We start from the raw sequence: 25,935 nt of genomic DNA on the forward strand, positions 1-25,935 counted from the left end.
TCATGCTGTTGATGCTCATCTTCATGACGGGCACTATGGCTCCAGCTCGAGCCACTGATGGATTTGGAGTCAGCAGTGATGGCATGAATTGGGGCCGCACTGTAACGGAGCCACTTGTTCATTCTCAGATGCTTTGGGTTCCTGGAGATGAAATGTCTGGGACCTTCTATATCCGCAATCGACATGATGGGCCTGCTTCGCTCACCGTCGAGGTTATCAGTGCCGATACTGGTTCTCTCATGGACACCGGTGACCTTCACATCAGCGCGATCGGTACAGAGAATGAATGGAATACAATCTCGCGGCCCGGAACTCACGAAATAGTGAGCTCACCGAAATTAGCGCCCGGTGTGGTGACACCGGTTCAAGTGAATGTTTCCTTCGCGGCAGCCTCAGGAAACATCTCGCAACTGCGATCCGCGAAATTACATTTTCGAGTGACCTTAGCAGATACGACTCCGCCCGATTCAGATAATGACCGTCCAGGGGGTTGGTTACCGGAGACCGGCATACAGGACTCGATCTGGTTCGCGATCCTAGCAGCGATACTCATCAGCGTCGGATTGCCTCTGATCATTTGGCGTAAAAATTCGGAAGAGAATCCTCATGACTAAAAATACGACACAGCGCGCAGCTCTGGCGCGCAGAACTTCTAGCTCCGGGAAAATCCGCGCACTTTTATCCCTTGGCATCATTCTGGGAGTCGGAGCTGTCAGTACCATGGCAGCCTGGTCTGATTCCGCGACGGTTCAAGGGGGAACTTTTACCACCGGCACTCTCGACTTGAAAATCGGCACCCCGCCGGTGGATAACAATCCACCCCAATTCACCACAGACTTCGCCATGAGTAATATGCGTCCAGGAAGCACTACAGACGCCGTCTTGAAAGTCACGAACAGCGGAAGTATGCCTTTCGGGTTTACTGCTACCGCTTCGGCTACCAACTCAGGAGCCGGCGCTGATCAATTGGGATCCGCGTTGACACTCAAGGCTTATAGTAATAGCAGCTCTGGATCATGTACGGGAGAACCGGTTAGCACTGGTAACACGGCAGCTGATTTTGCTTTACCTCCCCAGCAACTCGCCGTCGCAGCAACACAAAACCTCTGCTTTCGAGCTACCTTACCAACTAACGCGGCGGCCGCACTGCAAGGCAAATCAAGCGTCATCACTCTGACATTCACTGCTAAGTAATGCTAATCTCCAAAAACATCGCACTGACCTTGAAGAACGCGCTCAGGTCCAGGTTGATACATATATGCCGTGAAGTCCTACTCACCACAGGTGCGATCCTGGGCGCCCTATGCATTCTTCTGACCGTGGCCTCGCTCGTGTGGAACATCAAGCCGCTCGTGTTTCGTTCGGGATCAATGTCCCCAACCATCGAAACCGGCGCTCTTGCCTTCTCCAAACCCGTCCCTGCCTCGGAACTCGCGGTCGGTGATGTCGTCAGCGTCGAAACCGCCGACGAGAGCCGTGTCACCCATCGCATCACTCGGATTGAGGTTGAAGGTCCTGACTTCGCACTGACCCTTCGGGGGGATGCCAATAACGTTGATGATGCGGAATCTTATGTGGTGGATTCCGCTGACCGGGTCTTCTTCACGGTACCAAAAGCCGGATACGCGGTGTCGTGGCTATCTGGCTCGGCTGGGACGTTCGTTGGAGGAGTGGTCGTTGGACTCGTAGTTATTGTATTCCTGCGCCGTCCAAGAACTCCTTCAGAGGAAGCCGCCACGAGGGAAGATCTGTGATGTTAGCGCTTTCTAAAATTTATCCGCACCACTCCGAAATGCCTGAATCGCTCGTTCCGTCTATCCCGTCAGTAACTACCTCGGAGATTCGAGGTTCCTTCGTTGAGTCCTTACCGATGATCCGTTCAGGACGTCGAGACTTCTTGGAATCAGAACCAAGGTTCGGTGGTCGTGTTTTCTGTGTCGATGGGAAATTTCTGACCGCTCTGCCCCTCGCCCAGAACTCCTGTTGTGCCACGGGCTACGGCCCTTCTGAGATAGCTCCGCCCCAGCGCAACATCGAAATGCTCCGGAAGACCGTCTATAGAAATGGGCAAACGCGGTGAAAACATTAGAGACACTCACTGTTGCTACCCGTATCAAGGTGCTTCTACTTGCTGTTGGGGTCATGCTTCTGGCGTTCAGTCCCGCTCCGGTTCAGACAGACGCCGCTTGGACCGATACAGCCCAAGCCTCGGCAGGAATGGGCACGATCACCCTTCCGGAAGTCACTGAACCTAAATGCCAAACAGTGGGAAGCGATGCCGTTATCACTTGGAATCCACCATCGGGAGGGCTACCCGCGGGGATGCGCTACAAAGTCACCCTTGACAATATCCCCGCCAGACCTAATACCCAAGGGGTCGTGTATACGAAAGATACGACCCACACCTATGCAAAACGTGGCCTCGGTCATCCACACCCTAATGGCACCATTCTGAACGTAAAAATATTCGCTGTCATCGACACTTCGACCGCGCCACCAGGCGCCGTGGAATGGTCCAGTTCCGGCAAGCCGACTTCTTCCCTAACGATTCAATATGTGCACTGGGGCAAAAAATACAGTTGCCAATAAGACCACAAATCCTCCGCTGGAGCAGAATACGATGACTAAGGGGGCCGGACCTTAGCTCCCTGCCCCTTTCGCTCCCATTCTTCAACGCCTCAGGGCGACGTTCGGATCTGCGGCAGGGCCTTCGAAGGTAGCGAACTATGCATACTCGTACAAATGCCCCTCTTCGTCTTGGATTCCTAGATATACGTCTTGATTAGCATAGTTCGTGAGTGTCCAGTTCGTCCGAGATAGCTCGGTTCTTCATCGGAGTCACTTCGCTACTCTCCAAAAACGGTCGTTTATGGGCTCTTCAGGATTGAGAGTGTAGCCACCTAAAACCAACACCCGGGATCCCGGGCATGTCGCCAAAACGCGAAAAAGTCGAGGTCTTCCAGAAGAATGGAAGTTACCACACAAACATTCTTGAAAGACCTCGACGTTGCTCAATTCTACCTTCACCGAACCAGACCTCACCACATTCACCGGACTTGATGGCTTAGGACTCACCGCAATTGGGCAGTACCTGGGCGCAGCGAAAGCCGAGATCCTCTGCCACGTCACCACCCCGAACCCCTGGTGCCGCACCTGCGGGGGCGAAGGAACACCGAGGGATACCGTCACCCGCAGACTTGCCCACCAACCCTTCGGTTGGCGTCCGACCGTCCTGGTCATCAAACACCGACGCTACCGCTGCGGCCACTGCCAACGGGTGTGGCGCGAAGATCTGTCCAGAGCTGCACCGGAACGCCAGAAAATCAGCAGGACCGGCCTGGCCTGGGCCTTGAACGGTTTGGTCTGCCAACACCTCTCCGTCTCACGGATCGCCGAAGGCCTCGGCGTCACTTGGAATACCGCCAACGACGCAGTGCTGGCTGAAGGCCAACGCCTGCTGATCGATGACCCTGCACGGTTTTCCGGCGTCAAGGTCTTAGGCGTAGACGAACACGTATGGAGACATACCCGCACCGGCGACAAATACGTCACCGTCATCGTGGATCTCACCGCCGTGCGCGATGGCACCGGCACCGCACGCCTGCTGGATATGGTTCCAGGAAGGTCCAAAGCCGTATTCAAGACCTGGCTGGCCGGACAAGACGACCAGTGGAAGCAGGGCATTGACGTGGTCGCGATGGACGGGTTCACCGGCTTCAAAACCGCAGCTGCCGAAGAGCTTCCCCACGCGGTGGAGGTCTTGGATCCGTTCCATGTCGTCAAATTGGGTTCCGAGGCCCTGGATCAATCCCGGCAGCGGGTCCAGCGCGAACAGCATGGCCGGCGAGGACGCAAGGATGACCCGCTGTATAAGTGCCGTCGGACCTTGACCACGGGGCTGTCCTTAGCCACTGACAAGCAGAAAGCCAAGCTTGAAGACCTGTTCAAGGAGCCGGAGTATGAGCCGGTTCAACTGGTCTGGAGCGTGTATCAAAAGATGGTGGATGCCTACCGGCAACCGAAGCCCGAGGTCGGACGGTGGGCCTTGGAGCAACTGATCAACGAAGTTGGCACGAAGGTACCGAAAGGGTTGCCGGAGCTGAAAAAGCTCGGCGGCACCCTGCGCAGGAGGAAGACGGACATTCTCGCGTACTTTGATCATATTGGTAGTTCGAATGGTCCTACCGAGGCTTTGAATGGCAGGTTGGAGCATCTGCGAGGTATCGCGTTGGGGTTCAAGAATCTGGCGCACTATATCGCACGGTCGTTGCTGGAGACTGGCGGGTTTAGGCCTTGGTTACACTCTCAATCCTGAAGAGCACGAAAACAGCAGCCAACCGCGATCAGCGGTTGGCTGCTGTTTTCGTGCTCTACGAAGGACTAATCCGTCGGAAGCGCCTGGCGCAAGAATGCCGCCACGCGTTCCAGCGACTCGGCCACCTGCTCGTATCCTGCGGCGAATGACAGCCGGATGAACAGGTGCCCTTCGAACGGGTCGAAGTCGCCGCCCGGGGTCAGGGCCACCTGGGCACATTCCAGCACCTGGCGGCAGTACTCCCCGGCGGTGCCGAAGCGGTCGAGCACACGCTCGCTGAGCCGCCCGTAGAGGTAGAACGCGCCGTCGGCCGGCGCTGCTTGCTCGATGCCCAGTTTTCCATAGTTGGCCAGCACCAGGTCACGGGTCTTCGCGAGCTCAGCGACCCGTTGCTCCGCCTCGGCAAGGCTCGACGGCTCAAAGGCAGCTACCACCGCGCGCTGGGCTGGAGCCGGGGCGCACAAGGCAAGGTTCGAGGCCAGCGCGTCAACCGTTGGCATCAGGTCATCTGGAACGATCATCCAACCCAATCGCCACCCAGTCATCCCCCAATATTTGGAGAAGGAAGAGACCACGATGGATGAACGGGAGAACTCCCACGAGGTGTGCGCCTTGCGGTCCTCGACGAATTCAATGCCGTGATAGATCTCGTCGCTGATCAGCCGCACCTCATTAGCTTCGCACCACGCGGCCAGCTCAGAGAGCTCCTGGGCGCTGAACATGGTTCCGGTGGGATTGTTCGGCGACGCTACTACCAGTCCGTCAAGGCGCCCATGTTCCTTCTTGGCTTCTTCAAGCAACTGCACCGTGGGTTGGAAACGCTGTGCTGCACCGGTGGGCAGGTCCACAACTTCCAGCCCCAGGGCGCGAAGAATATTGGCGTAGGCAGGATAGCCCGGGCGGGCCAAGGCCACTACGTCCCCGGCGTCGAAGGCGGCTAGGAACGATAACTGGAATGCTCCGGAAGATCCCGTGGTCATCACGAAGTTCTCTGCCGGAACCTGCACGCCATAGGTACCGAGGTAGTGCTTGGCCAAAGCCTGGCGGGTTTCGAGCAGACCTGCGGTCGAGGTGTAGCCGAAATCCGCGTGCTGGGCATGGAGCGTGGCAGCCAGTTCATTCACCGCCGCTGGTGCACCACCGCCAGGTTCGCCCACGCACAACGAGATCACGTCGTAGCCGGCAGCTCGCATGGTGGCGACCTGATCAACAATTTGCATCACTTCAAAGGGAGCAACTTGGGAACGCTGGGAGGCTTGCACTATCAGTCCTTCGTTTTACTGGCGTGGAAAACCGACGCATCCTTGCCTTGGTCTTCTCAGCTATCTGGTTCAAGGCTATCTGTTCATGCTCGGTATTACATTGGCAGGCAGCCGGTGAGCAGGCTCACCGGCTCGGTTCACTCTCCGTTTCCCTTGCGTGCACTTTCTGGGCATCGGCACCAACCATCCTCGAAGTACCCCGTCTTTACCGGCGATACCTCGCACAGGAGACAAAATTGAAGAAGCCTGTTTCGGCTGCCCTGGCCGCGGCCGTATTGATCCCGCTGGTTCTTGCCCCGACAGCCAGCGCCGTTGCGCGGCCAGGCAAAGCAGCATCCGTGTCACCAGCGTCCGTGGCAAAGGATCCTGAACCCGGTTTCCGTGTTCTGCCCTACTTGCAGGCCCCCGCATCTGATTCCATGACCATCAACTGGATCAGCGAAACCGACGAGCCGGGTACCGCCACCATCACCGGCCCCGGCGTGGGAAAATCCGGAACGCTGAGCAGCGAGCCGATGTACCTTGACCTCATGGGATACACGCAAGCCGAACTTGATCAGCAGATCGAAGGTCTTGAGCAGGGTTCTTGGCTGAAATCGAGCTCCAATTACAAGCACTCGGTCACTTTCCAAGACCTGTTGCCAGGCAAGACCTACAGCTACACCGTTTCGCAATCCGGGGAAACGCACCGCGCGGCATTCAAAACAGCTCCCGAGGGTAAATCTTGGAAGAACGTGCGCATCGTTGCGTTCTCTGATTCCGAGACCGAACCCAGTGGCCGCACCGAACACCGCGAGTGGGAGCTCTCCCCGGTCAACGGATACGCCGCGGATTCCCTGCAGCGCCCAGGCACCGGTTCCCTCTGGGAGCAGAAGTTCGGCATGACCACCCGCTACGGGCAGCCGACGCTACGCTACCCGCTGGATCAGTCCACCGCCTTCAACGAGAACCTCAAGCACATCCAAGCCGCAGATCCTGATCTGGTCATGATGGCCGGGGACCTGACTCAGGGCTCGGGCTACCAGCCGGCCTGGGATGAATTCTTCGGCCACGTGGCCGGCGAGCACTCGGACCTGGCCTCCAACGTGCCGTTGCTGCCTGCGGTGGGCAACTGGGAAACCTATGCGGCGCTGAACGGCGGCTACGGCTGGGATGCCGACCGTACCCCGGCGGTCATCTCGCCCAACCGCTTCCTGGACTACTTCTCGCTGCCGCAGGAGCCGGCGCACCCCGAATACAAGGGTTCCTACTACCGGGTGGACCACTGGCCGGTCACCGTACTGACCTTGGACTCAACCAATGGCCGCCCGGATGAAGACACCAAGACCGGCACCCTGTCCGGCGAGGTCTTCTCCGGCGATGACACGAATATGACTGCCGAAAACCTCTCCACCGACACCCAGGGCGAGTTCACCTTCGAGTCCTACGTCCAGGGCTTCAAGGACCTGTTCCCGGGCTCCGCTGAAGAGGACGTGGACCTGCCGAACATGGATGCCGCCTCGGCGCAGTGGGATTGGGCCGAGCAGCAGCTGGCCGAGGCCCGCGCCGCCGGCCAGATCGTGCTGGTCCAGTTCCACCACTCGGCCTACTCCAACGGCGTGCACGGCACCCCGCCGAACCACGAGCATCCGGACAACCAGTCCGGCACCGCGATGCGTGCCTACACCCCGATGTTCGAGAAGCACGGCGTCGCCGCGGTGATTTCCGGCCACGACGAAATGTTCGAACGTTCCTGGGTGGATGAGGATGGTGACGGCCGTGGCTTCCACTCCTATGACGTGGGTGTGGCCGCAGACGGGCTGCGCGGTGAGAAGCTCGTGAAGAATGCTGAGGGCGAGTATGAGCCGCTGCGCTTCAATTCGCATTCAGAGTGGTCCGCACCGGCAGACCAGCCCGAGACCTGGGCCGAAGATGAGAACGGGGTTCCGCAGCTGGTCTCTGGCGGCTTGCACTACGGGCATCTGCAGATCGACGTGGCCAACACCGCGAAGGGCGCGGAACTGACGCTGACCCCGGTGCACATTTTCCCGCAGCTGGACTCCGAGTACCAGCTTGAGAAGACCGAGCGTCGCGTCTACGACGACGTGGTTACTTTCTCGGTGGACGCCGATGGCGTTCCACTGGCGCAGTAGCAGCCCGGAGCGTAGCCAACACTCGGCAATTGCCGGTGCAGCTTAGACCGGCTGACGGCGCACGACGCGCCTGATAGTTTTGACCATCATCAGCACCAGCAACAAGATGCCTACATAGCCGTTGATGACGTAGACGATATTTACCATCTGTGAGAACGGCAAGACCAGACCAATGATGGTGCCAATGACGGCCAAGGCGATGGTCAGGTATTTGAACCGTGGGGTCTTATCAGCGAAGAAGCGCGAAGACACGGTCCACAGCAGCGGCACCGCGGTGGTGTAAATTCCGGCAAGGACCATTACCGAGATTCCAGCGGCCATAACCGGGCTAATGTCATTGGCCAGCACCAGCATCGGAATTTCGGTGCCACCGACCTTCGTGATGTTGGCAAGCAGCCCTAACCCGACGACGATGCAGGCCAGCGAGAAAAGCACGGAACCGACGATGCCGCCGGCGACTGCTTCCTTGCGGTTGCGTGCAGTCTTGCCCAGCGCGGTGAGGAACGCGGCCAACCACAGCATGCAGAACCCGACGTACGACAGACCAGCCATGAACCAGTTAGTCGAGGCTTGGGTCAGATCCAAGGACGGCAGCAGTGCCTGCCCTTCAGCGATTCCCGCCGGGTTGCGCATGATGCCCAACAGCCCCAAGGCAATGGCGACAATCACAATCAGCGGACCAATCTTGCCGATGACATCCACAAGGCTCTTCAGTCCGAACCAGACGCTGATGCCCACGGCCAAGGCCAGACCGATTCCGCCGAAGTACTTCGACAGTCCGTAGTGCTCCTCGAATACGGCCCCAGCTCCAGCAACCATCACGGTGAAGCTCAGGAAGACGAACAACACAGAGAAGTAGTCGAAGAAGGTTCCCACATATTTGCCACAGTAGTAGTGGAAAATCCGTGATGGACGTTCAAATTTCTTTGCCTGCCCGACTATGAAGAACTCAACGGCGACGTAGCTCATGAGCAGCAGGACGAGCAGACCTGTACCGAAGACGCCCCAGTAGCCGTAGGCGGTGAAGTACTGCAGGATTTCCTGTCCGGTGGCGAAGCCTGAACCAATGAGGAAGGCAATAATGGCGCCGGCGTAAGTTAGCACCCGCAGGGAGCCTCCCTTTTCTACCGTGTCCAGATGCGCACGGGTTGTGGAATTACTTGACATGAGGTCTCCTGTTGAATGGGTTCTGCTCCCGCACACGACCAACACTCCGTGTGATATATCAATATGTGATTAAAGATATATTCATGCACGTGATCTGGTCAACAGATTTTTGCAATGAGTCTTTCCTGCGACGTGAAAAAGCCAGATTCAGCATCAGGCGAATTGCACAGGCCTTACCGCAGGGCGCACTTGTCGGCACGGCTGCGGGTAGTGGAGTATTGAAGCGGACGGTATGTCACCAAGCAGGGTAGAGAGTAGGACGACAGATGAGTGAACAGCGCGTTTTCAAGGCAGTAGTCGGCAAGGAAGCCGGTTGGTGGAACATCTGGGTACCTGAACTGGATCATGTGACTTCCACTCGCAAGTCCCGCAAGATCGCCCTCTACACCCGCTCCCTGATCGCAGCGGTGCTGGGAGTCGAAGAGTCCTCGTTCCGGGTGGAGCGTGAATTGGTCTCCGCTGAAGAATTCGAGCGCCGCTATACCGAAGCCGTTCGCGCGGTCAACGTGCAGGAAAAACTGTAGGCAATACGCCAAACGCACATTGCCCACCACGGCCGCCGTTTCCCCTTGAGGGAAGCGGCGGCCGTGGCCAATTCAGCTCAATCCGCGGAATCCTCCTACGCCTTCGGCATCATCGGGACATTCCTTACGGCCCTGCCCAGCTCGCCGAATCCCCGGGGATGGTCAGTGAACTCACCGAGCAAACCGACCTGCGTTTCATTGCGCATGTCGGGGACATCAAAGCTGGCTCCGAACAATGCACCGACGAGCGTTTCGTCGTCGTGAAGGATGACTTGGACCGCCTAAGGACACCGCTGGTGTAAACGCCCGGCGACAACGAATAGGTTGACTGCCACCGCGCCAACAATGGCGCCTACAATCCGCTGGAGCGCTTGGATACCCTTCGCGAAATGTTCTTCCCGGTTCAGAACAAGACCTTGGGCGGCAGCATGCGCGTGGAATCGCAGTCCGGCATCGGTCTCCCAGAAAATGTCCGCTTCACAAAGTACCGGATCGCTTTTTCAGTGGTGATTGTGCAGGGGTCCACCAACTCGCTGGCACTATGGTCCGGACTCGGACTCACCGAGCCAACTGATCTGAAACTCCAGGAAGCCCAGTTGCGCACCGAAGCCAAACTCGAGTTGCTCTCCGAGACCTTCGCGGATGCTAAACGTTCCCAGCTCGGGCCGTCGTCGTGATGACCCAGGCGGACATGCCACCCAGGGTTCGAAGATCAGTCACTGGCCAGCCCCGAGACCGTTTCCGGTTTTAAGCCTATGGTCGAAACTCTGGCCGAGGAATCGGCCAACTTCACTGGTCCGGTCTACCTAGTCAATGGCGACAGCCACCAGTTCAACGAAGATGCGCCCCTGGCCGCAGAGTCACCATGGCTCGATGTCTACTTCGTCGACCCGGTGCCGAATTTGCAACGAATGACTGCGGAGGGTGCCGCGACATCCCGTGAGTGGCTACGCGTGAGCGTCGCACCGAACTCGGCTCAGGGCGTCGATGTCCTTAGCTGGGAGCGGGTTCCGTTCAGCGAATAGATCCGCTGACCTCCTTTCAGTGCTTCTGGCTTGCACCGCGTTTCTGGCTCTCCGGATTCAGGACAGTTCGCGTTCCTTGACCGGATGGCGCAAGAGGATGGAAATCCTGTTGAAGGCATTCATGGCAATGGCGATCCATTGGATCGCGGCCACCTGCTCGTCGCTCAAGACCAGCCGGGCCGAAGCCACCGCCGCAATGCGTTCTTCCGGATTCGGCAGGTCGGTAGCCGCTTCGGCAATGGCCAGCGCCGCGCATTCTTCCTCGGTGAACAGCCCGCCGCATTCATCCCACGCACGCAGCAGGGTAATGCGCTGCAGGGTTTCGCTGGCTCCCAGCGCCTTGCGCGCATGAAGGTCCAAGCAATAAGCGCAGCCATTGATCTGCGATACCCGTAGATTTATCAGTTCTGCGGTGCGGTCGCTGATCCCAGCTGCGCGGTAGGACTTGGCGATATCTTTGGAGAATCTGCCAATCGAATTTCATAGCTCTGGTGTCAGTTTCCGAAGTCCTCAGCACTTTTGTCCGTAGTTCTCAGCACTGCGCCGAGTCGCCCGCAAGAGGAACGTTCAGCGGGACAGCTAGCCGGGAACGATAGCAGATGGCAAATCCGATAAGTGAAATTCGACGCTAGCTAGTATAGGTGTATGGAAACTCGAGCTTGTCCTCTCTCAGAACATCGCTTACACCCTGACTCACAACATCGCTTACAGGATGTATCAGCACATCGCTGACAGGTAGCAAGACATGCTGGCAGGCCCCTTCTGGTCAGCGATCAATTTGATAATTAAACGTGTCAAATTCATTATCGGCGTCGATACGCCGCCAAATCATCGAGTTCGATCCGGGCCTGCCAGACTCCTTGAGTATCTCGCAGTTCTGCAAGGAACTGGGAATCAGCAGACCCTCCTACTACAAAGTCAAAGAGCGATTCGTTGCCGAAGGGAACAAAGCACTCAACCCGCACTCCAGAGCCCCGAAAACAGACCGGCGCATCTACAGCGACCAAACCAAAACCACGGTCCTACGCATCCGCAAGCGACTGGCCAAGGACGGGTGGGACAACGGGCCCTTATCTATCTGGTTCGAAAGCCTTGATACTCAGGAGTTCGGTGAGCTACGCCCCTCGGTGGCCACGATCGGCAGGATCCTTGCCGAGGCCGGAGCTACCAAGCGAAACCCGCGCAAACGCCCCCGTAAATCATGGCTGCGCTTCGCCCGTTCGCATCCGATGGAAATGTGGCAGATCGACGGACTGGAATATCGATTGTTCGACCAGGACGCGACCAAGGCGATGATCTATCAGCTCATTGATGACGGCTCCCGATTCGACGTGGGTACGCGGTGCTTTGAGCAAATGGAGAACGCGCAAGATGCGATGGAAACGCTCAAGGCAGCGTTCGCGGAGTATGGGGTGCCGCAACAACTTCTCAGCGACAATGGTGGTGCTTTCAATCTTTCTCGGCAGGGCCTGGTGAACCAGACTGAAATATTCTTGGCTAGCGTGGGCTGCGAAGCGATTACGGGCCGGTTCAGTCATCCGCAAACGCAAGGCAAGAACGAACGCAGCCATAATACGTTGACCCGGTTCCTCGACGCGCATGCACCACATAACCTGGCGGAGCTTTCCACGTTGTTGGAGCAGTATCGGAATCACTATAACCACCGTCGGCGCCACCAGGCGCTGAAAGTGGGGCACACGTATCTGACGCCTGCTCAAGCGTGGGAAGCCGGTGATCATCGTGGTTCGGATGGCGTGGCCATCGATATTGCCAGGATACAGGCCAAAGCCCAGTCGTACTTGGACAAGGCTCTGGCCGTGAAAGCCGATTTGGTTCCGGAGGGCGTAGTGGATGATGGGCTTCAGGTGTTGGGACGTACGAAGGTTGAAAACTACACCGGTAGCCCCAGCGTACTGACGGATCAACGCGATGATGTGATCCAGATTCGACGGACGAATCCGCAGATCTATTTTCGTGGCCGTGTTTTCAAGGTGCCAGCTCACCTGATCGGTGAATACCAGCTGGTCTTGAGCAAGGATGCTTATACGCTTTACAGCACTGTTGATGGTGAGCAATCACTGTCATTTCCGTTACCGGTCAGGCTGCATTCCAGTGCGCGTTTGGTGCCGTTGTGGCAGGTGTATGGAGCCCGGATCAGGGATCCGAAGCCGGCCTGGACTCAGAAGCGGATCGAGTATGAGGACATCTACTATTCGTCTGACGTCGCCGTTTCCTAGCTAAGGAGATTCGTTGCGCACGGTGTCAGCGATGTTGTGAGTTTGGTTGTCAGCGATGTGCTGATGCCGCGTGTCTACGATGTCCTGAGTTTGGTTGTAAGCGATGTGGTGAGTTCGTGTGTAAACAAACTACCGAGTGATTACAATGGAAACTCGAGCTGTGCTATTCGATCTGGACAACACCCTGTTCGATCACCAGACATCAGCCCGTAGTGGCCTGAAAACATTCGTTCGAAGTTTCGGGGTGGAACTGACACCCGAACTCTCACGATTGTGGCTCGAGATTGAACATGCCACCTACGATCGGTATCTCTCGAAAGAGCGCAATTTTCAAGAACAACGCCGCGAACGACTCCGCCAGTTCCTTCCCGTAGTAGGGCATTCGGGAAGGTTCGAGACACTTGAGCTTGATGAAATGTTCGCCATTTACCTGCGAAGTTATGAAAATTCCTGGACTGCGTTTCCAGACGCCGTTCCGACCCTGCAGCTGCTAAAAGGCATTGGGATAACGGTAGGTATCATCACGAACGGTAACCACGAGCAACAGGCAAAAAAGATAAGTAGGATCGGTATCTCGCCACTGCTTGATCTGTTTTTCACTTCTGAACAGATGGGCCATGCTAAACCGACACGTTCGGCGTTCATCCTTCCGTGCGAGAAAACAGGGTTTTCCCCGAGCCAGGTACTTTATGTTGGCGACAACTTCCATGTGGACATCGAAGGAGCGCGAGCCGCGGGTCTTCAGGCCATGCATCTGGACCGCGAGGGTGCTGAGCAGCCGATGACTCTGCGCCACCTGACGGATCTCGTCCCGTTGCTTTAAGCTCGCAGCGACTGCTCCGTATAAGGAACCCTGACTGGGACTGTAATTTCCAGTTTTGTAGGAATCCGAACACTTGGCAGGATGTGAGCATGATTCGTGCAGTAGTTTTTGACCTTGACGGCGTCATTCGCCACTTCCCGTTCGGCCATTCAGACGAAATTGAACATTGTCACCATCTCGAAAACGGTATCCTCGATGCCACCGCGTTCTCCCAGCCACTTCTTACCGAAGTTACGACCGGGCTCATCTCACGTGAGCAATGGATCTGCCGAATAGGACAGATTGTTGGTTCCTGCGATGCAGCAAATGAATGGGGAGAACAAATTCCCCAGCTCGACCAGTCAATCCTGCAACTTATGGACATTCTGCGAAACCGTGGAATCACAGTCGCAATCTTGACGAACGGTACAGACACCATCCCGGACGAATTAATAGCTCAGGGCATCCGGAAGCATATCGACCGCGTATTCAACTCCGCTTTTATCGGCTACATTAAACCTGATCAACGCATATTTCGACATGTTCTTGATGCGCTTGACCTCAAGGGGCCAGAGGTCTTTTTTACAGACGATTCTCGGTCAAAACTTTGTGGTGCCGCCGAGCTAGGTTTCGTGACCCATCATTTCCAAGGTGTTGCACCTCTGCGGGAGGCACTAACCAATGCGGGCGTTTTATAGCTGAGCGCCCGTAAGCCGAACGCTCTACGGGAAATCAACCGGCACGCGGAGTGATAGCCACATTAGACACAGCGGGGATGAATGATTTTTAAGCTGATGTGATTCAATTTTCAGATTCCTTGCTTGTCCTGAAGAAGATGTAGCCAAAGGTACCCGCAAACATGGCGGCCCATATGAAACGCACTGCTTCGTCGAGTTCCCATGCACCCAAAACAGCGAAGAAGGTTACGAATGTGAGCAGGGTGCATGCAGCGTTGACTATCTTTTCCATTGGAAGCCTCTGTTTGTGATTGGAGTAGTGAGTGAGGCACGCCTTTGGCGTCGCCAAGTTGCGCAGTGAACGTGCTTGGACCCAGCTGTCTAGAAAGGCAGGTTGTTTGCCTGCATTGGGTGCACGATGAGAATTCCGGTGACTTTCCCGGCGCCATTGTAGGCAACTCGCCCGAGCCATTCGCCTGCTTCATGATTGATTTGCGTTTGTCCTGTCAGGCCGCCGCCGAGGTACTGGTTCAGTTTCTGTGCAACAACATTCGTGCCGTCGGCAGTTTGAATGGTGGTGTTGGAACAAGATTCGAACTGTCCACTGTCTGCCACCACTTGGTCCCAGACATCCATAACCTTTTTCTTCGTCAGGACGCGGGAACAGGTGAAGGTCATCAGTGATTTCACGGAACCGTAGTCACCTTTGCTGAGGTGCTCAAAGATATTTTCGGTTCGCGAGGTGAGGTCAATAATTGGGTTAGCCATGGTTTCTTCTCCGATGCCTGTCGTTGAGATGGTTCCGAATCGCTTGAATGCCGCCTGTCGAGTAATACCGAATGCGTTGCCTATGGCTTGCCATGACACGCCTCGCGCCCTAGCTACGGCAACGGAGCTCTCCAAATGTGCTTGGGCTGCCTGCTCTATTTCGATGCTAAGTGCGACCGCCTTGACGGAGTTCGCCTCATTGGTTGGTAGGGGTCCCAGGCTGGAGGCGACAGTTAGCAATTCAGCAAGCCGCTCAAGTGGGGATTCTGCGCTTCCGATCATTGCTCAAACATAACGCAATTATGTGAATTGTCAACTCATGGATGACGATTCACTCTATGGAGTAGTTGAGAGATCGAATCATATCTCATAGTCCCGCAAGCCGGTCCCCGAGAGGAACGCCCGTAAGAGGAACCTCCTGTGGGACACCCGTCGCCGTGTATATGGGCTGGCCTGCATTGGTCACTCTCAGTATCGCCGAGGCGTCCACCCGGATGGCAGCATTCCAGTGATCTTTCCCCGTTCATAATCAGCCTCGGCTGACCAGCCTTGCGTTGCCTGTGCATCATCGAAGGCACCCCGGGCCATGCGCAGACCAAGGTCTGGGTGGCTCATCCCAGGCGCACCACCGCGACGCGTCGAAGCCCGCACGCTCCACGAGTTATCAGCAAAACCTCCCCCACGGAAGACTCGGTAGTCGTCGTAGCGGGCCGGATCGAGTAGATCCCAGCACCATTCCCAGACGTTTCCAAGGGTGTCGTGGAGCCCGAAGGCATTGGGTAGGTTTTGACCAACTTCTTTCGCGTTCTCTAGCTTGTCGTTCGCTGTCCAAGCAATGGCATCGAGGTGGCCATAATGTGGCCCCACTGTGCCAGCGCGGCATGCATATTCCCATTCGGCTTCGGTGGGCAGCCGGTACCCCGAGGCGTTCGTCTGCCAAATCACTTCGTCTGCCTCGAAGATGTATGCAGGGGAAAGGCTTTCGTTCAATGACGCTTCATTGCAAAACTTGATGGCTTCCAACCAATTGATATCTACCAGAGGTGCTTGGGTGCCCGTTTCGCTATCGCCCATGAGTTGCGAATACTGAGCCACGGTGACGGGAGCAATCCCAATCTCGAATGGTTCCAGATGGACGGTCCAACGGCGTTTTCGTCGTGCGTCGTGCAATTCCACTTGTCCGCCTGGTAGCGGACGAAGATCAAAGGTAGACATTTCACAATGCTCCCATGCCGTCTTGTAAGACGGTCTGTCGGAGGCTGATTTCTCCATAGACGGATGTTTGAGGATCAGAGTGTGACACATCCGTAAACGGAACCATCTACGGGCCGCTCATCTCTCCTTTTGAGGCTCCCGCGTCATCCTTATATCGGGGGCCGCCCGGGACAGTGGATTCTATGCCTTTCACGCTTATGCTCACAGTCGTCCTGGCACTACTGGCGGCCTTCCAATTGGCGCTCGTTTTCGGTGCTCCGCTCGGCCGCTTCGCGTGGGGTGGCCAGCACCGCGTACTTTCGAAGCGTTTGCGCATTGGCAGCGCGATATCGATCATAATCTACGCGCTGATCGGCGTGATCTCGTGGGACCGCGTAGGAGCGGTCGATGTGTTCCCCGCGCCGTTCGCCGAGATCGCAATGTGGGTGATCTTCGCCTACTTCGTGCTCGGCATCCTGATGAATGCCATCTCGCGCAGCAAGCCCGAGCGTTACACGATGGTGCCTGTCACGCTCGTTCTGGCCGTACTGTCGTGCCTTATCGCGATGGGATATGACATGCTCGCGATGGCGATCTGAAGCACATGCACCCCTCCCGGTTGCCCAACCTTCTGTGGGACGGCATTCTAGATCTTGAGGTCGTCCCATTCGAAATGGGTCACGGTTCCGTCTTCCCAGTCTTGGCGCAGGATCGAGTAGGCGATTGAGGCAACGTGCCCGCCGTCGTTGGTTGGCCATCCCAATCGGTAGTGCGCTTCCTTGAGGAAGCCTGCGCGGAGGAAAGTTTTGCGCATGGCGATGTTGTCTTCTCGCGTTTGTCCCTCGAAACGGAGCATGTTCGGCATCGACTCGAAAACCAAGTCGCATAGCGCACGCAGCACTTCCACTCCCACGCCTTTGCCGCGTTGGGCTTCGTCCAGGCGCAGGTCGAAGAGCGGAGAATCGCCTTCTTGCAAATCCTCCAGAACAGCCATACCGATACGATGTTCGTCCCTCAATACCCAATAACCTTGGGTATCTTCGTTCCAGAAATGGCCATTCTCAATCTTCGTCCGTATGTCCGCGGCCTGGGGCGTTGCCTGAACATGGAACGGGAAACGATTTGAGGTCAGGAAGCCGATGAGATCTTCGGTGTCGGCTGGTGTCATTGGAACAAAGACGATGGACATGATCCTACCCTAGCTGCATCAACGGAAACTGTCCCGAATCAGGAACGCTCTATGGGACAGGAAACAGGTGGTGCCGTGCCTGCCCGCCAGACCGGCATAGATGAGAAATGGTGGTGCGACCACGTCCCACTTTGTTATCTCGGCGAGCATAATGGGCTGACCCCGTTTGGTAGGTCCGGTGGTTGTGTGAGTCGTCCTGTTGCCCGGGGGTCCGGGCAGTGAGACTGGTCAGATCATGACGAACAGCAGGAAGCGTCACACCTCGGAGCAGGTCGTCCGTAAGCTCGGGCAGGCCGACAGGATGCTCGCGGGCGGTAGCGACATCGCCGGGGTGTGTCGAGAGCTCGGAGTGTCCGAGCAGACGTACTACCGGTGGCGGAACCAGTACGGCGGGCTGAAGGCCGACGACGCGAAGCGGCTGAAGGAGCTCGAGAAGCAGAACGCCACGCTCAAGCGGCTGCTCGCCGAGGCAGAGCTCGAGAAGGCCGCGCTCAAGGAGCTGGCTGAGGGAAACTTCTAGGCCCGGGCAGGCGCCGCGCCGCCGTCGACCACCTCAAGCGCAAGCTGCGGGTGAGCGAACGAATGGCGTGCCGTCTGGCCGGGCTGAGCAGGTCCGCATACCGTCGCCCGCTCCAGGGTGAGACGACAGCCGACCCGGACCTGGCGTTGCGGGACTGGCTGCGGGCGTATGCGAAGAAGCACCCGCGGTGGGGATACCGCAGGGCCTACCACGATGCCCGCGGCGAGGGGTGGGTCGTGAACCACAAGAAGATCCAACGGCTCTGGCGCGAGGAAGGGCTGCGCGTCCCGCAGCGGCGTCGCCGCAAACGCGTTGGGTCTTCGACCGTCGACGCCCCGGCAGCGGTCGCACCGAATCTCGTGTGGGCGGTGGACTTCCAGTTCGACGCGGACGAGCAGGGCCGTCCGATCAAGATCTGCTCCATCGTCGACGAGCACACCCGCGAGTGCATCGGCGGGCTCGTCGAACGGTCGATCACCGCGGACCGGCTCACCGCCCACCTCGAGGACCTCGTCGCCGTCCGCGGCGCCCCCGCGGTGCTCCGATCCGACAACGGCCCCGAGTTCATCAGCGACGCGATGGCCGACTGGGCCGGCACCCGCACCGGCCTGTTCTACATCCCGCCCGGCTCGCCCTGGCACAACGGGTACGTCGAGTCGTTCAACAGCAGGCTCCGCGACGAGTGCCTGAACATCAACAGCTTCTACTCGCTGCTCCACGCCCAGGTCGTGATCGGCGACTGGAAGACCGAATACAACCACGACCGCCGGCATTCATCGCTCGGCTACCTCGCACCCGTCGACTACGCTCGGCAATGCACCCATCAATCGGAAACCGACGACTCGCACAGCGACCGGACCGAATGAAGGGGGCGGCCCAGCCTCCCCCGGCATCTCGGGGGAACGTTCACAGTGTTCTCACGCGAAGGGACGCTGCTGCACGACGCGGAGAAGAGGTGCCAGGCCGCCCCGCAACACCGCGCGGGTCCCAGGATCACCGAGAGGCTGCCGCCGAATTCGATGGCCGGGCCGAGTGATTCGACCCATGAGGGCGCCGGTCCCGGACTCACCCCCGAGGGGCGGAGCCGACATGCGGCGACGGCGCCACCCTCGCAAGGGTGACGCGTCGCTCGGCCGGGCTCGGCGATGCAGGCCCGCCACAGGTGGGCGTGGTGGTGATGGCCACGCCCACCTGTGGTCGCTCAGGAGCGGGCGAAGAACATCTGGTTGACGGACTTGTTCGCACCCCAGGCGGAGGTGGGGCGGGCGCCCTTGCCGAGCTCCCACGCGATCGTCACCGAGCGACCACGCGTGATGGAACGCAGGCGCGAACCGGTGTGCACGTCACCCACACGCGAGGACGTCTTGGCGTTGATCACGGCCATGACCTGCGCCTTGCTCGCGTCGGCGGGCACCCGCACCGTCACGAACTGCCAGTTGTTCGCGCCCCAGAGGGCGCGGTCCTCGCGGTAACGCAGCACGCCGTCGTCGTCGAGGCGCGCCACGACCCGGGCCTGAGCCGCGGTCTTGGGCATGTACCGGTCCACCTGGAAGGTGCGCTGCACCGCCTTCACTGCGGGGACGCTCGGACGGGTCGTCGGGCGCGTGGTGGGCGTGGTCGTGGGGCGCGTCGTCGGCGCGGGCACCGTAGTCGCGGGCGACGTGGGCCGCGGCGTGATCGCCGGGACCGAGGTCGTCGGCGCCGGGCTCGTCGGCCGGGGGGGCCGTCGTCGGGTACACGCAGCACGGGAGCGGGGACGCCGTTTCTCCATGTGATGTCCCGTGTCGCCTGTCTGATCGACCCCGGCCTCACCTTCCTTAGCCGCGATGCCGAGGCCTGGTCCACGTTCTGCGGGCCGTCCGGGCGTGGACGGGCACGCCCGGCGCCGGCACAGAGCGTCCGAAGTGCCACGGGGCGGGCCGGCAGGCATGATCCGGGCGGGACGCGGCCCCCCACCGGGGGTGACCCTGCCGGGCCGCCGGGTCCGGACCCGGTCACGCGGCTCTCGGGACGGGCTGGGCGCGTACCTGCCGCTCTCAGCGCCCGCGGCAGGGAGTTCCGCGAGTGGGCGACGGAGGTCGGGGGCCGGACATCCCGTTGTCGGCAGGTATGGTAGGGTCATACCGTCGAGCTCCCCGCCCGAGGGGCATGACGAGGAGGTCAGCATGGCTCTGCGCGAACTCGAGTTCACGTCGCACAACGGCACCGACACCATCCAGGCCTGGGTGTACGAACCGGCGGTCACGCCGGTGGCGGTGGTCCAGCTCATCCACGGTCTCGGCGAGCACTCCCGCCGGTACCTGCACATGACGGCCGCGCTGGTGGATGCGGGGTTCGTCGTGGTCGCGGACGATCACGCGGGTCACGGTCGGACGGCGATGCAGTCGGGGACGTGGGGTGACGCCGGTGACGAGTCGGCGACGGTCATCGTGCAGGACGAGGTGACGCTGTACCGGAAGGCCAAGGAGCTGTTCCCCGACCTGCCGTACGTGGTGTTCGGCCACAGCCTGGGGTCGATGATCGCGCGGGCGCTGGTGCTGCAGCCGGGTGTCGAGGTCGACAGGCTCGCGCTGGGCGGTATCGCCGCGGGCATGCGCGGTGTCGAGTCGACGCTGGATCGCGAGGCCCTGAAGGCTGCCGTGGCGGCCGACGGTTCCGCCCCCGCTGCGGATGCGTTGGTGGGCCAGCTGTTCGACGGCTTCTACGACCGCCTCGGCCCGGACTTCGGCCCGACGGACTGGGTGGCGCGCAACGCGGACGTCGTCCGTGATCACGGCCGCGACCCTTTCAACAACTTCGGCGCCCCCTTGAGCAACCGGTTCCTGCAGGGCTTCGTCGACGTGTACGACCAGGCCAACGGCGACGACTTCTTCGACCGCCTTCCGCAGGTTCCCGTCGCGATCTTCGCGGGCGCGGAGGACCCGGTGACCAACTACGGCGAGGGTGCGCGCGAGGTCGCCCGGCGCCTGGAGGAGAAGGGCCACGACGTCGAACTCCACATCTACCCCGACGTCCGCCACGAGGTTCACAACGAGCCCGAGACCCTCGCCGAGATGGAGAACTCCCTCATCGAGTTCGTCCACCGCGCCGCCGGGCGGGACGACGCCTGACCCCCGAGGCGCACCCGGCCGCTCGCGCCCAAGCACCGTGACGGGGCCCTGCCGTGAGGATCGTCTCTCGGCAGGGCCCCGTCGGTGATGTGAGGTCTCAGGCCATGACGGGACGCACGCGTCGCCCAGCGAGGGGCTCGTCCATGGTGACCTCGCGAAGCGGAGGATGTCGCCGGTGGCGCAGCGAGGGCGAGAGGCCTGGCCACGGGTGACCTCGCCGAAGTGAAGGCGAGGATGCCGAGAGCAGGCTCCGCGACGAGTGCCTGAACATCAACAGCTTCTACTCGCTGCTCCACGCCCAGGTCGTGATCGGCGACTGGAAGACCGAATACAGCCACGACCGCCGGCATTCATCGCTCGGCTACCTCGCACCCGTCGACTACGCTCGGCAATGCACCCATCAATCGGAAACCGACGACTCGCACAGCGACCGGACCGAATGAAGGGGGCGGCCCAATAACGCGCGGATGCGACCGACCTCGCGGCATGGTGGGCTCCACGAGCCAATCGGTGGGCACGACCTTGTCTGTACCAACTCAGGTGAGTCGATCATCAGCGGTTGTAGAGCGCTACAACGGATGGAAGACAGCGTCAAACTGTCAGCGAGGCCTGCTCTTCCTCGTCCATGTTGCGCACATCGCCGATCCGCGAGGCGACGGCCGCCGAGAACGGCAGGCCCGCATGATGGAGTCCATGTACGCCCAGTCCGGCTCCCCGGACGCATCCGCGGGCAGGCGGATCGTGGTCTTCTTCATGCGCGCCATGTTCCACTTGTAGCCGTAGCTGAATCGGGTCTTCTCGACCCGGATGATCGTCGCCACGAAGAGCAGTGCCCACCGCGTGACTTCTTCTTTCGGGATGAGAACCTGCACATCGTCTGAAGCGCAGAAGGGACGGTCTTGGTAGAAGGCAAATCCCACTGATCCGTTGTAGGGCACGGTGAGGCAATGAGAATCAAACATCGGTTCCAGATCACACATGTCTGTGATGCCGTTATTCTTCTCAGACGCCCCAATGAAGCGCGTGGTACCGGGCACGCGCTGCGCCTTCGTCACCCGCCGCCCCTTCTTCACCGTAAAGAGGTCCTCGAGCACGAATCGCGGCCACTCATGCGGGTCATTGAGGTCGACGTCGGGCGCGATCGCACGTGACAGCCCGCTATAGGTAGGGATCTGAGCCGTCGACACCCAATCAGGCAAATCATCTGGAACCTCCAGCGTCCCGAGGGTGCGGTTAGCCTCACGTCCGAAAGCACTGTACCGAAATGCGTTCGCCCGAATGCACATCGCATAGAAGAGGCGCCCCTTGGTGCTCATCTCTTCGTTACGCGGGGAAAGCACGGCCACGTTCTGAGCTCTGTAGAACGGCAGCTGTTGGACATAGGTCGACAAGAGCCGCGACCCGCCGAGTGCGACGGTGAGCAGCCCAGGCGAGTAAGGTTTCACACCAGCGAGAGGCTCGACGAAGCCCGCGATCCCCGACTTCCCATTGAGCCCTCCGATGCGACCGACGAATGCAACACCAGCGAGTCGATCAGTACGGGTCATTTTGTTCATGTCGAACTTGTTGCCGTACTCGATCTGGAAAAGGTCATTGAGCGTGCTCACTCGCCGACCTCATCCGAGACGTCGTCGATTGAGCTGCCGACTGTGAACAGCGCGTAGTCGAACAGAACCTTTTCAAAATCTGACTTGTCAAGTTTCGAGTAGTCAGTCTTCATGTAGGCCTCGGCGACCCACTCGTCGTCAGCGCCGACGCGCTGCATGACAGCCTCGCCGGGGTTAACCTCGCGGTTGCGGTACGTGTCGACCCAGCGGTCGCGGGTTGCTGCCCATGTTCGGTGTCGGTCGACGCGCCCGAGATTTTTGACCTTGATGAAGGTGTCGTCGCGCCAGTAACCGAAGCACGTCTTGCGGTCGTTCTTCTCGTGAGACACACCCGCAGTAAACACCATGATGCACGTGATCACGCCGACCGGGTAAAAGACCTCGGGAGGCATAGACATGACGGCTTCGAGCGTGTGCTTCTTGAGCAGGTTATTCTCATGGACGCTCGGAGCAGTCGCGCAGGTCACAGGAACGATGGCGATGCCGGTTCCGCCGGGCGCGAGGCTGTCGAGCATCTGCTCGACGAACCGCAACTCATGAAGATCTTCCTTGGTCTTCGCGTACGGCGGGTTGATCATGCCCACGTTCGCCTTGTTCTTCTTCACCGCGGCGCTAATGGCCGTGTCGAAGCACGAGCCTTGGTGGAGGTTCGCCTTCCCGTCGCCGCGCAGGATCATGTTGGATGCACCTAGCGCGTACATACTCGGGCTCTGCTCGACACCGATCAGGCGGTTCTTCTTGATGTCTTCGACCTCGGCCTCGGTGGTCGCGGTCTGGATCATCTTGACCATGGACGAGATGAGGAAGCCGCCTGTGCCCGCACAAATGTCCAGGACCTTGTCATCCTTGGAGACGTTGGCGATGAGGGCGAACAACTCGGTGACGTGTTTCGGGGTGAGCACGATGCCCAGGCCCTTGCCGTCGCCACCGGTGTACTTCAGGAACTCGCCGTAGAACGCGCCGACGACATCGAAGTCTTCGTAGACCGTGAGGAACGGCATCACCTTCTCGGCGAGCAGGGTGACGATCTCGTTGAGCAGGCCCTTCGGGTAGCCCTTGGTCGGTTTGCGCAGCTCAGGATGCACCTGGATGCCCGTGAAAGGCTGGGTCATGTTTTCGAGCTTCGCGACCGGGAGCTGCGCCTTGTCGATGACCTTCTTGATCGACTGGATCCAGAACTCCGGCAGATCGCCCGCAGGGTACGAGTCGTACGTCTTGGCGAAGACAGGATCATTCAGTGCGATGAGGGTGCCCGCAACGACGAGGGGCTTCTCTTTCTCCTCGAGCTCGGCCTCGTCGCGCATGAACTCGTGCATTTCCATCGCGAACTGGATGAGGTCATGCTCGCGCTGTTTCTGGACCTGCGGGTCGAACGCAGCAGCGGCGAAGAGGTCGTTCAGGCCGATCATCTGGGTGATCGGAGCACCGGAGGGCGAGACGAGATCGCGCTCCTGTGTCGTCCCCTTGGGCGTGACAAAGAACGACCAATCGTTCGTCTGCGGAGTGCCGGAGACGGCGATCGAGATCACTGTGTAGTTCGGCGTCAGGTGTCGGGCGTAGTGAAGGACTCCGTCCACTGAGTAGTCACGCGGCTGACCGCGGTTCGCAGACTCATGGTACTTGACGTCGGCCTTGCACTCGACGAGGACGACCATGTCCGGCGTCGCCGGTGAGGTGATGATGAACTCGGGGTAACCGGCCGTGATGCCCTTACCGGTCTTCGACGCCTTCGAGAGCCCCTTACGGATGGACTCGATGACCGACTGCTGTTTCTCGACGACGATCGCGTCAGGGTCGGCGTAGTAGGCGAGCGCACGCAGCTGCGCATCGACGAGATCCTCGGTGATCCGTTCGTTTGCCATGGCCGACTACTTCCTGCTTCCAGACGTAAGACCCGTGCGGAACTCGACAGAACACTGGTTATCCTTTGGCTCGTCGAGGGTTGAACGCACCGACAAGTATGAATACAAACGAAGCTATGCAGGACCCAGCTAGGATCAACATTCCGCCGTTGGCCAATGACCACAACTTCACTAGGAGAACAGCAATGGTGATGAGGGCAGCTACAAGGAAAACACCCATGATTGGGTTGTGCTTCATGAGGGTGGAGAACGGCCATATCTTCGGAATAGAGTTCGTGCTGGCGATCTGTGTGTCATTCGGAGGCATGTTCATAGGTCTATTCTGCCTCAGAGCATTTATAGTGCGGTTTACCCGTCCTGGAGGGGAACCCTCTACGGGGCATGAGGCCGGACCCTCAAACCAGTACCTCTGACTGCGGCTAAGCTTCTAGCCATGTCACAAAATTCTCCCACCGAGGAATCTCGAAAAGCTCGCTACATCATAGATCCTGTCTCCCTGCGCGAAGTCGTGAGCAACGAAGCCGCAGTAGAATCCCGGATTGAAGAACTTGAAAATATTGGTGAGCCAGGCGACGCGGAACGCATCTCTTGGCTTCGGATGCTCGGAAGGCTGCAAGAAGCTGAAGAACTGGGTTGGATCACATTAGTAAAATCGGGCGGAGTGACAGATAACCGGCAAATCGTCACACCACTTCCATTCCAAGCCGTAGCCGGTGCTTTACGACTGGCTCACGTCCTGCACTGGCAGAAGAGATACAGCCAGGCCGATCGGCTATTCACAGCGGCGCTGGAATCTGCACAGTCTGAGATCGATAATTCTGAAATGAACCCCGTCGCTGCGCGTTCATTGGCAGCCTTCGCTTGGCAGCATTTAGGCAAGCTGCACTTCGACCAAGGACAGTTCGCCGATGCTCTACAAAGTTTCGAATCTGCATTGGTCCTGCGCCAAGAACTGAAAAGCCCTGAAGACCAACTCGCATCAACCCGACAAGCCATCTGTACTGCCGAAGCCTGTTTGGCGCAGAAAGTAAAGCCTTTATAGACATGTTTTCATCGACTTGGGTCACGGACGCCTCGAATTTGCGTAAGAACAACGTCAAATCTTGAATGCCCCACTTGGTGACGGACAACCCTCGAAGATCCATATAGGGAACCTCAGCTGGGACGCTGTTTCCGACTCTGATAGTCGAAGGTAACTAGGGCGACAGTATTTCCCAGTAACGTACTAGTGCATGCTTGTATATTGGTCCCATGCGCGCCATAGAAACAGTTCACGCGGAACCACGCGACTCGGATGATTCGCCCTGTTACCGAGTCAATTTTTGGGAACAACCTCGTCCTGGGTATAGCTGGAACTTAGATGCTTTTGTACTGGTTGAAGTGCAGGACGTATCAAAGGCACTCCGTTGGGTGGAGGAGCACGCGAATGGACGGCCCTTGGAACTGTTCGCAGAAATGGGCTCCGAGCCCGAGAAACCGCTCGGTACTCCGCGAAAAGCATCTCTTATACGTTTACTCGGAAACAATCCCAATGCCGGTTAAAC

General features: G+C 58.8%; 27 protein-coding genes and 1 pseudogene. 18 read left to right on the top strand and 10 right to left on the bottom strand.

From position 1 onward, the window contains the following. Nucleotides 1-2 precede the first annotated feature (2 nt). From AARI_RS15515 to AARI_RS15525, 5 genes are all read left to right on the top strand, one after another. Entirely contained in the window at nt 3-614 is a 612-nt protein-coding gene (locus AARI_RS15515) for an LPXTG cell wall anchor domain-containing protein (RefSeq protein ID WP_157867170.1), read from the top strand. Continuing rightward, the gene (locus AARI_RS19375) at nt 607-1,194 is read left to right on the top strand and encodes a SipW-dependent-type signal peptide-containing protein (RefSeq protein ID WP_081461177.1); all 588 of its coding nucleotides are present in this window, start codon (nt 607-609) and stop codon (nt 1,192-1,194) included. The genes AARI_RS15515 and AARI_RS19375 overlap by 8 nt, the downstream gene beginning before the upstream one ends. Further along, nucleotides 1,194-1,754 carry a signal peptidase I gene (locus AARI_RS15520; protein WP_013350220.1) on the top strand — a complete coding sequence of 187 codons (561 nt, stop codon included), beginning with the start codon at nt 1,194-1,196 and terminating at the stop codon, nt 1,752-1,754. Before AARI_RS19375 ends, AARI_RS15520 begins: the two co-directional genes overlap by 1 nt. A gap of 322 nt (nt 1,755-2,076) precedes the next feature. Then, the gene (locus AARI_RS19750; RefSeq protein ID WP_013350221.1) at nt 2,077-2,589 is read left to right on the top strand and encodes a hypothetical protein; all 513 of its coding nucleotides are present in this window, start codon (nt 2,077-2,079) and stop codon (nt 2,587-2,589) included. 418 nt (nt 2,590-3,007) lie between these two features. Further along, nucleotides 3,008-4,315: an ISL3 family transposase gene (locus AARI_RS15525; RefSeq protein WP_013350222.1), complete on the top strand. Its 1,308-nt coding sequence runs from the start codon at nt 3,008-3,010 to the stop codon at nt 4,313-4,315. 65 nt (nt 4,316-4,380) lie between these two features. Here AARI_RS15525 and AARI_RS15530 read toward each other — a convergent pair whose 3' ends face one another. Beyond that, a complete protein-coding gene (locus AARI_RS15530) occupies nt 4,381-5,577 on the bottom strand; it encodes a pyridoxal phosphate-dependent aminotransferase (protein ID WP_013350223.1) in 1,197 nt (398 codons plus the stop codon). Nucleotides 5,578-5,813: 236 nt separating this feature from the next. Here AARI_RS15530 and AARI_RS15535 point away from each other — a divergent pair, with 236 nt between their 5' ends. Continuing rightward, nucleotides 5,814-7,709 (top strand): metallophosphoesterase family protein, encoded by a 1,896-nt coding sequence (locus tag AARI_RS15535; RefSeq protein WP_013350224.1) that lies wholly within the window; start codon nt 5,814-5,816, stop codon nt 7,707-7,709. Nucleotides 7,710-7,751: 42 nt separating this feature from the next. Here the strand turns inward: AARI_RS15535 and AARI_RS15540 are convergent, their stop codons facing one another. After that, the gene (locus AARI_RS15540) at nt 7,752-8,876 is read right to left on the bottom strand and encodes a YkvI family membrane protein (protein ID WP_013350225.1); all 1,125 of its coding nucleotides are present in this window, start codon (nt 8,874-8,876) and stop codon (nt 7,752-7,754) included. Between the two features lie 266 nt (nt 8,877-9,142). Between AARI_RS15540 and AARI_RS15545 the strand changes: the two genes are divergently transcribed. The 4 genes from AARI_RS15545 (at nt 9,143) to AARI_RS18755 (ending at nt 10,425) form a co-directional block, all read left to right on the top strand. Then, nucleotides 9,143-9,400, top strand: coding sequence for a hypothetical protein (locus AARI_RS15545; protein WP_041649066.1), 258 nt, complete (start codon nt 9,143-9,145; stop codon nt 9,398-9,400). 158 nt (nt 9,401-9,558) lie between these two features. Further along, nucleotides 9,559-9,702, top strand: a complete 144-nt coding sequence (locus tag AARI_RS19755; protein WP_157867172.1) for a hypothetical protein — start codon at nt 9,559-9,561, stop codon at nt 9,700-9,702. 69 nt (nt 9,703-9,771) lie between these two features. Then, nucleotides 9,772-10,077, top strand: a complete 306-nt coding sequence (locus tag AARI_RS18750) for a hypothetical protein (protein WP_157867173.1) — start codon at nt 9,772-9,774, stop codon at nt 10,075-10,077. Between the two features lie 78 nt (nt 10,078-10,155). Beyond that, nucleotides 10,156-10,425 (top strand): hypothetical protein, encoded by a 270-nt coding sequence (locus AARI_RS18755; protein ID WP_049862667.1) that lies wholly within the window; start codon nt 10,156-10,158, stop codon nt 10,423-10,425. A gap of 57 nt (nt 10,426-10,482) precedes the next feature. On the opposite strand, the gene AARI_RS15555 is transcribed toward AARI_RS18755, so the two are convergent. Beyond that, complete coding sequence (locus tag AARI_RS15555) at nt 10,483-10,899, bottom strand: carboxymuconolactone decarboxylase family protein (protein ID WP_081461178.1); 417 nt, start codon at nt 10,897-10,899, stop codon at nt 10,483-10,485. Between the two features lie 317 nt (nt 10,900-11,216). On the opposite strand from AARI_RS15555, the gene AARI_RS15560 reads away from it, so the two are divergent. The 3 genes from AARI_RS15560 to AARI_RS15570 all read left to right on the top strand — a co-directional run bounded on the left by AARI_RS15560 (nt 11,217) and on the right by AARI_RS15570 (nt 14,162). Continuing rightward, complete coding sequence (locus AARI_RS15560) at nt 11,217-12,662, top strand: IS481-like element ISAar22 family transposase (protein ID WP_013348684.1); 1,446 nt, start codon at nt 11,217-11,219, stop codon at nt 12,660-12,662. 160 nt (nt 12,663-12,822) lie between these two features. Further along, on the top strand, nt 12,823-13,485 hold the full coding sequence (locus AARI_RS15565; protein WP_049862669.1) for an HAD family hydrolase: 663 nt from the start codon (nt 12,823-12,825) through the stop codon (nt 13,483-13,485). Between the two features lie 89 nt (nt 13,486-13,574). Further along, on the top strand, nt 13,575-14,162 hold the full coding sequence (locus AARI_RS15570) for an HAD-IA family hydrolase (protein WP_013350227.1): 588 nt from the start codon (nt 13,575-13,577) through the stop codon (nt 14,160-14,162). 103 nt (nt 14,163-14,265) lie between these two features. On the opposite strand, the gene AARI_RS19760 is transcribed toward AARI_RS15570, so the two are convergent. The 3 genes from AARI_RS19760 to AARI_RS15580 all read right to left on the bottom strand — a co-directional run bounded on the left by AARI_RS19760 (nt 14,266) and on the right by AARI_RS15580 (nt 16,124). Continuing rightward, nucleotides 14,266-14,433: a hypothetical protein gene (locus AARI_RS19760; protein WP_157867174.1), complete on the bottom strand. Its 168-nt coding sequence runs from the start codon at nt 14,431-14,433 to the stop codon at nt 14,266-14,268. 89 nt (nt 14,434-14,522) lie between these two features. Then, complete coding sequence (locus AARI_RS15575) at nt 14,523-15,191, bottom strand: hypothetical protein (RefSeq protein ID WP_013350228.1); 669 nt, start codon at nt 15,189-15,191, stop codon at nt 14,523-14,525. A gap of 186 nt (nt 15,192-15,377) precedes the next feature. After that, on the bottom strand, nt 15,378-16,124 hold the full coding sequence (locus AARI_RS15580; RefSeq protein WP_013350229.1) for a formylglycine-generating enzyme family protein: 747 nt from the start codon (nt 16,122-16,124) through the stop codon (nt 15,378-15,380). A 182-nt stretch (nt 16,125-16,306) separates the two neighbouring features. Here AARI_RS15580 and AARI_RS15585 point away from each other — a divergent pair, with 182 nt between their 5' ends. Continuing rightward, the gene (locus AARI_RS15585; protein WP_013350230.1) at nt 16,307-16,702 is read left to right on the top strand and encodes a hypothetical protein; all 396 of its coding nucleotides are present in this window, start codon (nt 16,307-16,309) and stop codon (nt 16,700-16,702) included. A 47-nt stretch (nt 16,703-16,749) separates the two neighbouring features. Here the strand turns inward: AARI_RS15585 and AARI_RS15590 are convergent, their stop codons facing one another. After that, nucleotides 16,750-17,292, bottom strand: coding sequence for a GNAT family N-acetyltransferase (locus AARI_RS15590; RefSeq protein WP_013350231.1), 543 nt, complete (start codon nt 17,290-17,292; stop codon nt 16,750-16,752). 235 nt (nt 17,293-17,527) lie between these two features. Between AARI_RS15590 and AARI_RS15600 the strand changes: the two genes are divergently transcribed. After that, nucleotides 17,528-18,678, top strand: a protein-coding gene (locus AARI_RS15600) for an IS3-like element ISAar43 family transposase (protein ID WP_096257316.1) whose coding sequence is annotated in 2 segments (ribosomal slippage) — nt 17,528-17,798 and nt 17,798-18,678 — 1,152 coding nt in all. Because the reading frame shifts where the segments join, the coding sequence is not laid out codon by codon here. A 335-nt stretch (nt 18,679-19,013) separates the two neighbouring features. On the opposite strand, the gene AARI_RS15605 is transcribed toward AARI_RS15600, so the two are convergent. Continuing rightward, entirely contained in the window at nt 19,014-19,376 is a 363-nt protein-coding gene (locus tag AARI_RS15605) for a hypothetical protein (RefSeq protein ID WP_041649068.1), read from the bottom strand. Nucleotides 19,377-19,977: 601 nt separating this feature from the next. Here AARI_RS15605 and AARI_RS15615 point away from each other — a divergent pair. Beyond that, entirely contained in the window at nt 19,978-20,922 is a 945-nt protein-coding gene (locus AARI_RS15615; RefSeq protein WP_013350236.1) for an alpha/beta fold hydrolase, read from the top strand. A gap of 230 nt (nt 20,923-21,152) precedes the next feature. Continuing rightward, nucleotides 21,153-21,365: pseudogene (locus AARI_RS19385) on the top strand (integrase core domain-containing protein); the annotation flags it as partial. A 156-nt stretch (nt 21,366-21,521) separates the two neighbouring features. Here the strand turns inward: AARI_RS19385 and AARI_RS15620 are convergent. Both AARI_RS15620 and AARI_RS15625 read right to left on the bottom strand, forming a co-directional pair. Continuing rightward, nucleotides 21,522-22,529 (bottom strand): restriction endonuclease subunit S, encoded by a 1,008-nt coding sequence (locus AARI_RS15620; RefSeq protein WP_013350237.1) that lies wholly within the window; start codon nt 22,527-22,529, stop codon nt 21,522-21,524. Further along, nucleotides 22,526-24,391 carry an HsdM family class I SAM-dependent methyltransferase gene (locus tag AARI_RS15625; protein ID WP_013350238.1) on the bottom strand — a complete coding sequence of 622 codons (1,866 nt, stop codon included), beginning with the start codon at nt 24,389-24,391 and terminating at the stop codon, nt 22,526-22,528. The genes AARI_RS15620 and AARI_RS15625 overlap by 4 nt, the downstream gene beginning before the upstream one ends. Before the next feature lie 433 nt (nt 24,392-24,824). On the opposite strand from AARI_RS15625, the gene AARI_RS15635 reads away from it, so the two are divergent. Continuing rightward, nucleotides 24,825-25,433 carry a tetratricopeptide repeat protein gene (locus tag AARI_RS15635; RefSeq protein WP_013350240.1) on the top strand — a complete coding sequence of 203 codons (609 nt, stop codon included), beginning with the start codon at nt 24,825-24,827 and terminating at the stop codon, nt 25,431-25,433. The last annotated feature ends 502 nt before the right edge of the window (nt 25,434-25,935 follow it).

This window comes from Glutamicibacter arilaitensis Re117 (assembly GCF_000197735.1).
Taxonomy (GTDB): domain Bacteria; phylum Actinomycetota; class Actinomycetes; order Actinomycetales; family Micrococcaceae; genus Glutamicibacter; species Glutamicibacter arilaitensis.